The organism is Xanthomarina arctica (assembly GCF_014638915.1).
In the GTDB taxonomy this organism is placed as follows: domain Bacteria; phylum Bacteroidota; class Bacteroidia; order Flavobacteriales; family Flavobacteriaceae; genus Xanthomarina; species Xanthomarina arctica.
Window position 1 is genome coordinate 826,087 of record NZ_BMFQ01000001.1, and the last position, 13,911, is coordinate 839,997.

Annotated in this window: 12 protein-coding genes; 11 read left to right on the forward strand and 1 reads right to left on the reverse strand. The window is 32.9% G+C overall.

Annotated features, from left to right (window positions below):
• Window position 1 precedes the first annotated feature (1 nt).
• From IEV77_RS03625 to IEV77_RS03635, 3 genes are all read left to right on the forward strand, one after another.
• Window positions 2–1,480 (forward strand): ankyrin repeat domain-containing protein, encoded by a 1,479-nt coding sequence (locus IEV77_RS03625; RefSeq protein WP_188461924.1) that lies wholly within the window; start codon window positions 2–4, stop codon window positions 1,478–1,480.
• Between the two features lie 60 nt (window positions 1,481–1,540).
• Window positions 1,541–2,023, forward strand: a complete 483-nt coding sequence (locus tag IEV77_RS03630; protein ID WP_188461926.1) for a DUF2271 domain-containing protein — start codon at window positions 1,541–1,543, stop codon at window positions 2,021–2,023.
• Between the two features lie 67 nt (window positions 2,024–2,090).
• Window positions 2,091–4,283 carry a PepSY domain-containing protein gene (locus IEV77_RS03635; protein WP_188461928.1) on the forward strand — a complete coding sequence of 731 codons (2,193 nt, stop codon included), beginning with the start codon at window positions 2,091–2,093 and terminating at the stop codon, window positions 4,281–4,283.
• Here IEV77_RS03635 and IEV77_RS03640 read toward each other — a convergent pair.
• A complete protein-coding gene (locus IEV77_RS03640; protein ID WP_188461929.1) occupies window positions 4,280–4,804 on the reverse strand; it encodes a CvpA family protein in 525 nt (174 codons plus the stop codon). The genes IEV77_RS03635 and IEV77_RS03640 overlap by 4 nt on opposite strands.
• Before the next feature lie 89 nt (window positions 4,805–4,893).
• Between IEV77_RS03640 and IEV77_RS03645 the strand changes: the two genes are divergently transcribed.
• The 8 genes from IEV77_RS03645 to IEV77_RS03680 all read left to right on the forward strand — a co-directional run bounded on the left by IEV77_RS03645 (window position 4,894) and on the right by IEV77_RS03680 (window position 13,880).
• A complete protein-coding gene (locus IEV77_RS03645; RefSeq protein WP_188461931.1) occupies window positions 4,894–5,250 on the forward strand; it encodes a hypothetical protein in 357 nt (118 codons plus the stop codon).
• A 35-nt stretch (window positions 5,251–5,285) separates the two neighbouring features.
• Window positions 5,286–6,305, forward strand: a complete 1,020-nt coding sequence (pheS, locus tag IEV77_RS03650; RefSeq protein WP_188461933.1) for a phenylalanine--tRNA ligase subunit alpha — start codon at window positions 5,286–5,288, stop codon at window positions 6,303–6,305.
• Between the two features lie 195 nt (window positions 6,306–6,500).
• Entirely contained in the window at window positions 6,501–6,977 is a 477-nt protein-coding gene (locus IEV77_RS03655; RefSeq protein ID WP_188462962.1) for a GbsR/MarR family transcriptional regulator, read from the forward strand.
• A gap of 10 nt (window positions 6,978–6,987) precedes the next feature.
• Window positions 6,988–8,121 carry an efflux RND transporter periplasmic adaptor subunit gene (locus IEV77_RS03660; protein WP_188461935.1) on the forward strand — a complete coding sequence of 378 codons (1,134 nt, stop codon included), beginning with the start codon at window positions 6,988–6,990 and terminating at the stop codon, window positions 8,119–8,121.
• Window positions 8,122–8,142: 21 nt separating this feature from the next.
• Window positions 8,143–11,286, forward strand: a complete 3,144-nt coding sequence (locus tag IEV77_RS03665; RefSeq protein WP_188461937.1) for an efflux RND transporter permease subunit — start codon at window positions 8,143–8,145, stop codon at window positions 11,284–11,286.
• Between the two features lie 89 nt (window positions 11,287–11,375).
• Window positions 11,376–12,797 (forward strand): efflux transporter outer membrane subunit, encoded by a 1,422-nt coding sequence (locus tag IEV77_RS03670; RefSeq protein WP_188461939.1) that lies wholly within the window; start codon window positions 11,376–11,378, stop codon window positions 12,795–12,797.
• A gap of 18 nt (window positions 12,798–12,815) precedes the next feature.
• A complete protein-coding gene (locus tag IEV77_RS03675) occupies window positions 12,816–13,409 on the forward strand; it encodes a TetR/AcrR family transcriptional regulator (RefSeq protein ID WP_188461941.1) in 594 nt (197 codons plus the stop codon).
• 75 nt (window positions 13,410–13,484) lie between these two features.
• Window positions 13,485–13,880: a hypothetical protein gene (locus IEV77_RS03680; protein WP_188461943.1), complete on the forward strand. Its 396-nt coding sequence runs from the start codon at window positions 13,485–13,487 to the stop codon at window positions 13,878–13,880.
• Window positions 13,881–13,911: the final 31 nt, after the last annotated feature.

Genomic DNA, 13,911 nt, shown 5'->3' on the forward strand with positions numbered 1-13,911 from the left:
AATGACTTATTTAAAAAAATTATCCATATTAGTTGTCCTTGTAGTCGGATTTCAAATGACGGCTCAGGACAATGAATTTCTAAATCGTGACTTTTGGGGTTCAAATCCAAGCATTCAAGATGTAGATTCAAAAATAAAAGCTGGAAATAATATAGCAGAAGCCAATAGCAACAATTTTGATGCTGTTGTTTATGCCATCTTACAAGATGCTCCAAACGAAACTATAGAATACATTCAATCCAAACCAGGAAATGATGTCAATAAATTAACCCACGATGGAAGAACCTATATCTTTTGGGCAGCTTATAAAGGGAATACGGAGATCATGGAGTTTCTTCTAAAAAAAGGAGCCAAAACAGATCTTACAGACGATAAAGGCAATACCATTTTAAATTTTGCCGCTTCTTCTGGTCAGGAAAACACAAAAGTTTACGACTTGTGTATTGCAAACGGGGCAGATTTAAATAAGGATCTTAATCCAGATGGTGCCAATGCGCTATTATTAGCCGCTCCTTTTGATACAGATTTTAAATTGATAGACTATTTCGTTTCTAATGGCATGGACATTCAAAGTGTGGATTTTGAAAATAACGGAATTTTTAATTACGTTTCTAAAACAGGGAATATCGACTTGCTAAAACAATTTTTAGATAAAGGTATTAAAGGAAATGATAACGCTTTTATATTTGCGGCTACTGGTCCTAGAGGTAAATCAAATGGAATAGAAGTATACCAATTTTTAGAGTCTTCAGGATTAAATCCGAATACCAAAAACACCGAAGGCGTTACACCATTGCATGTTGTTGCTTCGAAAAATCAGGATTTAGAAATTATAAGCTATTTCATTCAGAAAGGAAACGATGTGAATGCCTTGGACAAAAATGAAAATACCCCATTTTTAAATGCTTCAAGTGGTAATAATTTAGAAGTTGTTTCTTTATTGTTTAAGGATGTTACAAATATAAATTCAACAAATAAAAAGGGAGAGTCTGCTTTAAGTTTGGCAGTTTCTAACAATAGCCTTGAAGTTGTCGAATTTTTAATTAATAACAAAGCAGATGTTATGGTTGCAGATGCAAATGGTAATAATTTAACCTATTACCTAATGGATTCTTTTAATTCAAAAAAAGTTAAAGACTTTGAAGCTAAAGCAACCCTTTTAAAATCCAAAGGTTTAGATATTACAACGTCTCAAAAAAATGGAAATACCTTATATCATTTAGCTGTTGAAGAAAACAACCTAGAATTAATAGAATGGGTTTCCAAGTACAAGGTAAACATCAATGCTAAAAATGCAGAAGGAAATACAGCATTGCATTTGGCAGCAATGAAAGCAACAGATACTGAAATTTTAAAATATTTAATATCTCAAGGTGCAAATGTAGAAGAGGTTACCGAGTTTGAAGAAACAGCTTACGATTTGGCTTCTGAAAACGAAATTTTAAAATCGAACCAAATAGAATTAGAATTTTTGAAGTAGTTAATTATAAGAAACCTGCAAGTTTATACTGATTTTGCAGGTTCTTCAAAATTAAAAGACATGAAAATAAAACAATTATTATTTCTTAGCATCCTTATATTAGGGTTCTTATCCTTTACCACTGTTACAGAATCTACAAAATATAAGTGTATGATTCAAATGACGAATTACACAGGAGAAGCCGCCTATGTTGTGGTGTCATTAATAAATCCAGATGGTGCTTACGAAAAAACACTTTATGTGCAAGGAGATGATGAAGAATGGTATCATGATATTAGTGATTGGTGGAAGTTCTACGGAAAAAAACGTAACAATTTAGACGCCATTACTGGAGCAACTATTGCAGGAGGAACAAGGACTATTAGTGTCATTGATATTGACAATTCTAAAATAGATACGGGTTACAGCATTCGGTTTGAAACTGCAGTTGAAGATCAAGAATATTATACAAAAGATGTTCAATTTCCTTTAACTTCAGAATCTATTAAAAGCAAACAAGAAGGAACAGGTTTTATTCGTTATGTACGAATGATGCCTAATTAGATTATAAAGATTTAAGTTTGTAAATGTCAATTCAAGAGTCATTTAGAAGAAATATAAAGAAAAATACATGACTATTTCCATTTGGAGGTATAGCCACCTTACCTTAGCTGTATCTTCTTTTGTTTTTATACTATTAGCTTCTATAACTGGAATTATTTTGGCATTTCAGCCTATTTCAGAACAAATTCAACCTTATAAAACAGCAGATTTTGAAACGGTTTCTTTAGCTGAAACAATTTCTACATTACAAACAACCTATCCAGAAATTATAGATGTACAAATAGATGCAAACGATTTTGTGTTGGCATCTGTTATTACAATTGAAGGTGAAAGCATAACGGCATACATTAACCCGAAAACAGCCGAAATTCTTGGTGATAAAATAGAAACTTCCAAGTTTTTTCAATGGGTAACTAATTTTCATCGATCGCTTTTCTTAAAAGGAATCGGTCGGTTTTTTGTTGGCTTATGTTCCTTTTTATTATTCCTGATTGCTATTTCAGGATCGGTTTTAATTTTGAAACGCCAAGGCAGTATTAAAAAAGTGTTTTCGAAAATTGTCAATGAAAACTTCAACCAATATTGGCATGTAGTTCTTGGACGTTTATCGTTAATTCCAATCATTATTATTACGCTTTCAGGGGTTTATTTATCTTTAGAAAAATTTGATGTGCTACCAAAAGAACACATCTCTCATTCAATAGATTTTGATGAGCTTTCAGAAACTCCAAAACAGCAAGTTCAGGATTTTCCCATCTTTAAAAACACAAAATTAGCGGACGTTAAGGCTATAGAATTCCCTTTTTCTGAAGATGTAGAAGATTATTTTACCATCACATTAAAAGATAGAGAATTGGTAGTAAACCAATTTACAGGAGACGTTTTAAGTGAGAAAAAGTTTCCGCTAGTGGTATTTTTATCTAGTTTAAGTTTAAATCTTCATACAGGAAAAGGAAGTATTTTATGGTCTGTAATTCTGGCTATAGCTACAGCTAATATTTTGTTTTTTATTTATTCAGGTTTTGCAATGACCTTGAAACGTAGGAAATCAAAATTCAAAAATAAATTCAGCAAAGACCAAGCAAAATATATCATTCTATTAGGTTCAGAAAATGGGAGTACCATACCATTTGCCAATGCCTTACACAAACAGTTAATTGAAGCTGGGGAAACGGTTTTTATTTCAGAACTTAATAAGTATACAACTTATAAAAAGGCCGAACAGCTTGTTGTTTTAACTGCTACATATGGCCAAGGGGAAGCGCCAACAAATGCCAATAAATTTTTAAAATTACTTGAAGATATCCAGCAAGAGCAAAAGTTAACTTTTTCGGTTGTTGGTTTTGGATCTTTATCTTATCCAGATTTTTGTCAGTTTGCTTTTGATGTAGATCAAGAACTAAACAATCAGTTTACACAACTATTACCACCTTTTACAATTAACGACAAATCTCTTGAAGCATTCGAACAATGGACACGTTTGTGGAGTGCTAAATTAGAATTACAAATAGAAATTCCAAAAGAAGATTTGGTTATAAAACCCAAACTATCTAATAAATTAAAAGTTCTAGAAAGAACAGATGTTACCAAAAACCCAGATAGTACATTCTTAATAAGCTTAAAACCTAAAAAATCTCTTCGTTTTAAATCTGGAGATTTATTGGCAATCTATCCAAATAAGGATTATCGAGAACGTTTGTATTCTATTGGAAAAGTGAATGGAAATATGCAGTTAAGTGTTAAATACCTTGAGAATGGCTTGGGTTCGAATTTTTTAAACAACCTCAATTTACAAGAATCCTTTAAAGCCAGAATTATTAAAAATACCGCGTTTTATTTTCCTGAAAAAGCTTCTCGGGTGATTTTAATTGCAAATGGTACAGGAATCGGTCCTTTTTTAGGAATGTTACAGCAAAATAAGAAACAGATTGAAACCCATCTATATTTCGGGTTAAGAACAGAGTCATCTTTTGATTTATACAAAGAGCAAATTGAAACCCTAACTTTAGAAAACAAATTAAAAAAAGTAAAATTGGCTTTTTCTCAAGAAGTAGATAAGAACTATGTACAGGATGTCTTATTTAAAGATGCTCAGTTTATAGCAGAAACGTTACAAAATAAAGGAGTGATTATGATATGTGGTTCTTTAGCTATGCAAAAAGGCGTGCTAAGTGTTTTGGAACATGTTTGTTCAAAATTCAATAACAAGCCACTAAGTTATTATCAGGATAACCAACAACTAAAAATGGATTGCTATTAAACGTCTTGAGTTTTTGGATCTTCTTCTAATATAAGGTCTTCAGATTTTATTACAAACGGAAAAATTAATGGCACCACAGATTTTACAGGGGTGTATAGCATTGAGTTTTCGGTAGATGCTTCGTCAAGAAATGGGATGGTTGTATTTAATTTATCAAAGATATTTAGAAGAACACTTAAAATTAATGTCATTTTTAAAACCCCAAATAAGGCTCCAAGAAGTTTGTTTAAAATTCCCAAGGCAGCAAAATCGGCTAGTTTGGTTAAGGCTTTTCCCGCCATTGCAATTACCATAACAATTACTATAAATGTAATGGCAAAGGCAGTAATGTTTATAGTTCTTTCGTCCCAATCTACCTTCTCTATAAGCATTTCTGATGCGTAAGAACTAAAGTGAATAGCTCCATAAACTCCAGCAATTAAAGCTACTAAAGAGGCTACTTCAACAAAAAATCCTTTTATAAAACCACGCACCAGTCCTAGAAGTAAAAACCCTAATAAAACAATATCAATAACACTCATAATAGTAATATTTGTGTAAATATAACTTAACTTTGCGACAATTATTTTTGATTCAAATTAAAAAGATTTCGATCTTTTAACAACATATTATGTCCAGAGACGAACAATTAAAACTACGTTGGAAACTTATAGTTGAAAAACTTTCCAAACAATTTGCTGATGGAGATCCATTAGATTTAGATGCTATAATTTATTTAATTGGTGTTCAAGAATTAGGACAATTGGATAGAACCTTTAAAAAAGATCATAAATTAGATCTGATGCATATCGCCATTTGCAGACTTTTAGAACCTTATGGTTATTATGAATTTGATTTTTTCGACGAAGACGGTTGGCCACATTACACCACTAAAGAAGAGTTGCCAAATTTAAAAGCAGGAGAACAAAGTATTTTAATGAAAGAAGCAATTGTAAATTATTTTATAGAATCTAAGTATATAGAGTAAGTTTTGTTAAATTTGCCCTTATTTTTAAGCATATCATGATAGATAAAATCAAAGAATTAATTGCCGAAGCCGAAGTTTTTCAAGCAAAATCGAAAGATGATGTGGAAGCTTTTCGAATTAAATATTTAGGAAAGAAAGGACTTCTTAATGATTATTTTAAAGAGTTCAAAAATGTAGCTAACGACCAGAAAAAAGAATTTGGTCAGGTTATTAATGCGCTTAAAAAAACAGCTGAAGAAAAGGTAAATACCTTGAAAGAAGAGTTGGAGGGTAAAGAGGAAGTGAAAGGTTTATATGGCGATTTATCTCGTCCTGGAGAGCCTATTGAAATAGGTGCGCGTCATCCAATATCTATTGTTAAAAATCAGATAATCGATATCTTTTCACGTATCGGATTTAATGTAAGTGAAGGTCCGGAGATTGAAGACGATTGGCATAATTTTACAGCATTAAACTTACCAGAATACCATCCAGCAAGAGATATGCAGGACACGTTTTTTATTCAAACAAATCCAGATGTTTTATTACGTACACATACCAGTTCGGTACAAGTACGCTATATGGAAAATAACAAACCACCAATTAGAACCATTTCTCCAGGTAGAGTTTATAGAAACGAAGCCATTTCGGCACGTTCTCATTGCTTCTTTCATCAGGTAGAAGGTTTATATATTGATAAAGACGTGAGTTTTGCCGATTTAAAACAAACCCTTCAACATTTTACTACAGAAATGTTCGGGAAATCGAAAATTAGATTGCGTCCATCCTATTTTCCTTTTACAGAACCAAGTGCAGAAATAGATGTGTACTGGGGACTTGAAACAGAATCAGATTACAGAATAACCAAAGGAACCGGTTGGTTGGAAATAGGAGGCTGTGGAATGGTAGATCCAAATGTTTTAGAAAACTGCAAAATAGATTCAAAAGAATATTCTGGATTTGCTTTTGGGGTTGGAATAGACAGAATAGCCATGTTATTACACCAAATTAATGATATTAGATTATTAAGCGAAAATGATGTTCGTTTTTTAGAGCAGTTTAAATCTGCCTTATAAAAAGGTCCTTTTTTAATATATAAACCGATGGAAACATCGGTTTTTTTATTTAACATTTTTTTAACTTCGTTTAGTTCGGTTCAAACCGAACTTAGAAATATATTTGCACAGAATTTACTATTCAAGGCAAATTCATTTTTAAACAAAACAGTAGTGGAAAAAATAAATAAGAAAGATAATATCTGTAAAGAAAAAATGGCCTTAGTCGAAAAACTAGGGGTGCATTTGGAAAACAGAGAGCAATTGGCTCCTGTTGCTGCGCGTATATTATCCTATATCATTCTTACTGGCAAGAAAGGAGCTACTTTCGAAGATATGGTAAGTATCCTTTGCGCAAGTAAAAGTACAATCTCTACACACCTGAACCATTTACAAGATTTAAACAAAATTGAGTATTTCACTAAAACGGGAGATCGTAAAAAGTATTTTGTAATCAATAAGAACAACATCATTTTACACATTGATAAAATGATAACTCATTGGAAAGAAGAACGTGAGTTACACTTAGAGATAAAAAATTATAAAGAATTAATAAACACCAATAAAACTGACAATGATTATGAAAACTTCGATTTAAGTTTTCATAACGATTATATCAAATTTGTAGATGGTGCTACAGCTTCTATTCAAGAATTAAGAGATAAACTAATAACTAACGATTTTGCCCTTTAAATTTAAAAAAATGAAAAAAAATAATTTATACTCAACATTAATGCTAGGCGTATTTTTCCTTGTTTTAAGCTGTGGAAACAATGAAGAACAAAAAGCCGCTGCGCCACAAGGACCAGCACCAGCTTTTCCGGTAGCCCAACTGCAAACCAAAACGGTAACTGGCTATCAAGAATACCCAACAAGTATAGAAGGGGTAGTAAATAGTGATGTAAGAGCAAAAATTTCAGGATACATTCAAAAAGTATTAGTGGACGATGGTCAAAAAGTACGCAAAGGACAAGAGTTGTTTAAATTAGAAACACAATCATTAAGTCAAGATGCTGGAGCAGCACAAGCGGGTGTTAATGTGGCGCAGGTTGAGGTTGATAAACTAATACCATTGGTAGAAAAAAACATTATTAGTCCGGTACAGCTAGAAACGGCCAAAGCAAATTTAGCACAGGCCAAAGCGAATTATAATAGTGTTTCTGCAAACATTGGCTATGCAACTATTAAAAGTCCTGTAGATGGATATGTTGGAACCATTAATTTTAGAGAAGGTGCTTTAATTAGTCCTGCGGATGCAACACCCTTAACTACAGTTAGCGATATAAAGCAAGTGTATGCGTTTTTTAGTTTAAATGAAACGCAATATTTGGACTTTCTGCAAAATGCTGAAGGACAAAATTTAGCAGAAAAACTAGCTAATTTTCCAGAAGTAAATTTAATTCTGGCCAACGGAAGTATGTATTCTGAAAAAGGAAAAATTCAAACCAGTTCAGGGCAAATTAATAAGAGTACAGGAACTGTAAGCTTTAGAGCTATTTTTGATAACCCCAACCAATTAATAACAAATGGTAATAGTGGTACCATTCAAATTCCTATTATTTATAAGGATGTTATTGTAATTCCTCAAACATCCACTTATGAGCAACAAGGAAATGTGATGATATTTAAGCTTGGAGCCGATAACAAGGTGGAGACTACTATAGTTAAAGTAAAAGCAACTGTAAATAACTTATATGTAGTAGAATCTGGGATAGGTTTAGAAGATCAAATTGTAGTGTCTGGAGCTGGTAAGTTAAGAAATGGCATGGCTATTTCTCCACAAGAAACAGCTTTTGATGACGCCATTAAAACTACCGCAATTTTATTTAAAAACTAATAACCCTAAACTTATTTAGTTATGTTAAAAACATTTATTGAGAGACCTGTTCTTTCAACAGTAATCTCTATTATCATAGTTATTCTTGGTGTTATAAGTATATCAAGCTTACCAATAGAGGAATATCCAGATATTGCACCACCAACAATTAAGGTATCGGCATCTTATAGTGGAGCAAATGCAGAAACCGTTTTAGAAAGTGTTATTATTCCTATTGAAGAACAAATTAATGGGGTAGAAGGAATGACTTATATTACTTCTACAGCATCAAATAACGGAACTGCAGAAATTACAGTTTATTTTGATCAAGAAATAGATGCAGATATAGCCGCGGTGAACGTTCAAAACCGTGTCGCAAGAGCAAATCCGTTATTACCATCAGAGGTTATTCAAACAGGTGTAACTACTCAAAAGCAAGAAACGAGTGCTTTAATGTTTATATCCATGTATTCTGAAAATGAAGACTATGATGCGACATTTATTCAGAATTACTTAAAAATAAACGTTATTCCTGCTATACAACGTATTGGTGGTGTAGGAGATGTTAGTGTTTTTTCACAACAAGATTATGCCATGCGTATCTGGTTAAAACCAGAAAAATTAGCAGCATATAACTTAATACCTTCAGATATATCAGCTGTGCTTGCAGAGCAAAATTTAGAAGCTGCTGCTGGTTCTTTAGGTGAAAATAATGGGGAATCATTTTCATATACCTTAACCTATAGTGGTCGTTTTAAAGAAGAAAAACAATATGGCGATATTATTATTAAAGCATTAGGTGATGGAGAGTTTCTTCGTTTAAATGATGTGGCTACTATCGAGTTAGACGCACAATCATATTCGTCTAACGCAATGAGTATGGGGAATCCTGCAGTTTTTATGGGGATTTTCCAAACTAAAGGTTCTAATGCTAGAGAGATTATTGAAAACATTAAAGTCACTTTAGAATCGGTAAAGAAAGACCTTCCTGAAGGACTTAGTATTTTTGTGCCTTATGATACGAGTTTGTTTTTAAATGCCTCTATAGAAAAAGTAATTACCACATTATTAGAAGCCTTTTTACTGGTGTTTTTAGTGGTGTTTCTCTTCTTACAAGATTTTAGATCGACATTAATTCCGGCCATTGCAGTGCCTGTATCTATTATAGGAACCTTCTTTTTCTTAAGTGTTTTTGGGTATTCTATTAACTTATTGACGCTATTTGCGTTAGTGCTCGCCATTGGTATCGTAGTAGATGATGCTATTGTGGTGGTTGAAGCTGTCCATGCAAAATTGGATGAAGGTGAAAAGAGTCCTAAAAAGGCGACACTTACAGCCATGAACGAAATATCTGGAGCTATTATATCAATTACATTGGTTATGGCTGCTGTATTTATTCCAGTAACCTTTGTTTCTGGACCAACAGGTGTGTTTTATGAGCAATTTGGGGTCACTTTAATTATCGCGATTCTTATTTCGGCTGTAAATGCCCTAACTCTAAGCCCTGCTCTATGTGCTTTATTATTAAAACCACATAAAGAAGATAAAGAACTAAAAGGAAAGAGTCCGTTAAAACGTTTTTACACCCTTTTTAATCGTGGATTTAACGCCACAGTAGAGCGTTATGGGAAATCACTTCAGTTTTTATATAAAAGAAAATGGGTGCCAGTTTTATTATTGCTTTTAGCAGTTGTTGGAATTTTCTGGGCATCTAAAACTACACCAACGGGGTTTGTACCTAATGAAGATAGAGGGATTATTTTTGCAAACATAGAGCTACCAGCAGGTGCATCTTTAGATAGAACGAATGCTGTTGCAAAAGATTTGTACGGTAAAATAAAGGGTATAGAAGGAATTGTTGCAGTAAACTTTATCAAAGGCCGAAGTTTAATTAGTGGGTCTGGTAGTAATTACGGTTTCGGAATTATAAAACTTGCAGATTGGGCTGATCGTGAAGATCCATCACTTTCTGTTAATGCCATTACAGGTAAGTTATTTGGGGTAGTATCAACAATGCCAGAAGCAAATATAATTTTCTTCTCACCACCAAGTATTCGTGGTTTTGGTAATTCGGCAGGTTTTGAGGTGAACTTATTAGATAAATTTGGAGGAGAGTTTACAGATTTAGATCAAGCGAATAAAGATTTTGCAATGGCTTTAATGAGTCATCCAGAAATTAAATATGCGCAATCTTCTTTCAACACAAATTATCCACAATACGAAATGGAAATTAATGTGCCTTTAGCAAAGGAAAAAGGAGTACCTATTAACAGTATTTTCTCAACCTTGCAAGGTTACATTGGTGGTATTTATGCATCCGATTTTTCGAAATTCGGAAAACAGTTTAGAGTCTATATTCAAGCTTTACCAGATGACAGAGCTAGTGTGGAAGATTTAAATAGCATGTATGTTAGAACAGATGCAGGTGAAATGACTCCTATTACACAGTTTGTAAGCTTAAAACGTGTTTATGGACCACAATCGGTTACTCGTTTTAACCTGTTTAACTCTACAAAAATAACTGGAGCTACAAATGATGGATTTAGTACTGGTGACGCTATTAGAGTAATTGAAGAAGAAGTTGCTAAATTACCAAGTAATTATACCATTGCTTATTCTGGTTTAACTAGAGAAGAAGTAAGTGCAGGAAACCAAACGACTTTCATCTTTATTTTAAGTATTTTGTTTGTGTACTTCTTACTAAGTGCGCAATATGAAAGTTATTTATTGCCCTTAGCAGTGGTGTTTTCTATTCCGTTTGGTGTCTTTGGAGCTTATATAAGTACGAAGTTTTTCGGATTGGAAAATAATATTTATTTCCAAATTGCATTAATCATGCTTATTGGATTACTGGCCAAAAATGCTATTCTAATTGTGGAATTTGCACTGCAACGGCGAAAAAACGGAGAGAGTATTGTTGATGCAGCAATCCATGGAGCAAAATCTCGTTTACGTCCTATTTTAATGACATCATTTGCCTTTATTTTAGGATTAATGCCATTAGTATTAGCAAAAGGTGTAGGAGCAGAAGGAAATAACTCCATTGGTACAGGAGCAGCAGGAGGAATGTTAATAGGAACTATTTTGGGTGTGTTTGTTATCCCTATTCTATTTATTCTTTTCCAATGGTTGCAAGAGAAAGTAAGTAGTAAACCAACAGTTATATCTGAACAACAAGAAGACTAATCAAATGAAATGAGCACAATCTAGATTTGGTCGCAAAAACCAATAATGATATGCGAATGACATGTGACCCATAAAAAAAAATTCTACAGATGAAATCAATAATAAAAAATAGCATGCTAAAAAAAGGACTTGTTTTGGTTGTGGTGGCCTTTACATTACAAAGTTGTTTGGTGTCTAAAGATTACGAAAGACCAGAGCTAGAAGATCAAACAGAGAATCTATATAGAACAGACAACTTACCAGCAGACAGCTTGTCTATGGCTGATGTTTCTTGGAAAGAGGTTTTTACAGATCCTTATTTAGCTCAGTATATTGAAGAAGGATTACAAAACAATATTGATATTAGAATAGCCATACAACAAATAATTGCCGGCGAAGCTTATATGAAACAAGGAAATGCCGGTTATATTCCAACATTAAGTGGTGGAGCCTCAGCAACACATCAAAATATGTCTAAAAACAGTCAGTTTGGTAGTTTAACAAATGGTGGGTCTATAGATCAATATGAAATAGTAGCGAGCCTATCTTGGGAAGCTGATATATGGGGGAAAATTCGTAGTAACAAACGTGCCTTTCAAGCTAGTTATTTAAAAAGTATCGCGGCACATCAAGCCGTTAAAACCAAGCTAATAGAAACAATTGCTACAACTTATTACAGTTTGTTAGCCTTAGATGCGCAATTAGAAATTACTAAACAAACGGTAGAAAGTAGAGAAAAGAGTGTGTCTACTATTAAAGCCTTAAAGGAAGCGGGTCAAGAAACACAAGTGGCAGTAGATCAATATATCGCGCAATACAATAATGCACGAGCCATTCAGGTGGATATTGAAAGAGAAATTTTTAGAGCCGAAAATACATTAAGTATCTTATTAGCTAAGCAACCTCAGAATTATGAAAGAGGAACTTTAGTTACTCAAGAAATTACTACTGACATGAAATTGGGAGTGCCTTATTTGTTGTTAAGAAACAGACCAGATGTCATGGCAGCAGAATACGATTTTATCCAATCGTTTGAGTTGACCAACGTGGCTTTAACAGATTTCTATCCAACATTAACCTTAAGTGCTTCTGGGGGTTTTCAAAGTTTAGATTTTCAAAATTGGTTTAATGCCAACTCTTTATTTGCCAATTTAATTGGAGGTTTAACACAGCCTATTTTGAATCAAAGAAAAGTTAGAACGCAATACGAAGTCTCTCAAGCGCAACAAGAGCAAGCCTTATTAGTATTTAAAAGCACATTGTTAGATGCTGGAAAAGAGGTTTCTGATGCACTTTATTCTTACAATGCCGAAACTGAAAAATTTGAGTATAGAAAAGAAGAAGTGGAAGCTTTAAGACGCGCGGAAGCCAATTCTGAAGAATTACTAAATAATGGGTATGCAACCTATTTAGATTTACTGTTAGTTAGACAAAGTGAGTTAGCAGCCGAGCTAAATACCATAGATACCAAATTAGAACAATTACTTTCTATCGTTAATTTGTACAAAGCGCTTGGTGGTGGCTGGAAATAAGTTTTATACTAATCCGCAATGATAACAAAACAAGATATCCTGAAATGTTCCATCGAGAACTTTACAAAATTTGGAAGTAAACAATTTACTCTAGATGAGTTGGCTTCAAAATTAGGGATTTCTAAAAAAACAATTTATCAATATTTTGATAGCAAACAGAATTTAGTAACCGAAAGTTTGATTGCTTTACAAGATCAATATATGGCTGATGTACATGTAATCTTAGAAGATTCTGAAACCGATGCTATAGAAAAAATAATTATAACTTATAAACGAGGGCTTGAATACTTAATAGATTTCAAGCCTTCTTTTTTATTTGGAATAAAAAAATATTATCCAGAAGCCGATATAGCTTATACTGTTTTTTCTGAAAAACTAGTCAGACAGGTAGCATATAATTTATTATTAGAAGCGCAAGAAAATAAGCTTATTAAACCTGATGTAAATATCGATTTAATATCCGAATTATATCTATTTAGAGTAGATCACATCCTTTTTAAACAAAATAATTTGTTCGAAAAACATTCGCTATCAGAACTTCTAAAACATTTAATTATTTTTAATTTAAGAGGGATCACAGTTTCTAATTATTCTAACGCTTATTTTGAATAGTTTTTTACATTTGTTATCTAATTTAAAAGATCCGTATTCTTGCCTATTGGTTAGAGAGGTTCGAAGAAAATGACTATGAAAAAAGATATCATCATTCCTGAAGTAACTGACGTTTATATAGCTGTTGTAAATGAATATAACGACATCTATAAATCTCAAGATTGGAACGCCTACATCATAAACAATAAAGACGTCGATCTGGAAATGGTGCTTATTGTTACTAGTGGCTATTCTGAAGAAAAAACCACCTCCTTATTTAGAAAAAAATTAGAAAAACTTCCGGCAAAAAGCTATGCTAAAATAGAGCTTCTACATGAAAACTTATTTGCTTTAAACAATACCTTTAAAGTATCTTATTTTGAAGGAAACAAGATGTTTGACAAAACCTTTCTCTTTAAAAAGAATACCATTAGTTTAAAGGCTTTACAAGCTGTTCCGTTAATGGATGTGAAAGGAGTTTTGGTAAAGTAACAAATTCCTGCGAAGGCAGGAATCTCTTATA